Consider the following 290-nt stretch of genomic DNA (forward strand, 5'->3'; position numbering starts at 1 on the left):
ACTCCTCCAACATCCCGTCCAGATGCCCCGAATGAAAAGCATGACTCACCCGCAACCGCCGCGACCGACGACCCACGAAACGACCCCGAACCTCCTCCACCCCCACCTCGTCACCCGACACCACCACCGACAACGGACCATAAACCGCCCCAACATCCACACCCGCGACCAGAACAGCCCGCACCTCCTCCTCCGACGCCTCCAACGCCACCATCGCCCCACCACCCGGCAACGCCTGCATCAACCGCGCCCGAGCCCCCACCAACACCGCCGCATCACCCAGCGACAAC

Annotated in this window: 1 protein-coding gene; it reads right to left on the bottom strand. The window is 66.2% G+C overall.

The window, feature by feature from the left end; all coding sequences use genetic code 11:
- Window positions 1-290: acyltransferase domain-containing protein (locus PUR56_RS12980; protein ID WP_329949009.1), on the bottom strand; the 290-nt coding region annotated here is incomplete at both ends.

This window comes from Streptomyces sp. BE303 (genome assembly GCF_036290945.1).
Lineage (GTDB): Bacteria > Actinomycetota > Actinomycetes > Streptomycetales > Streptomycetaceae > Kitasatospora.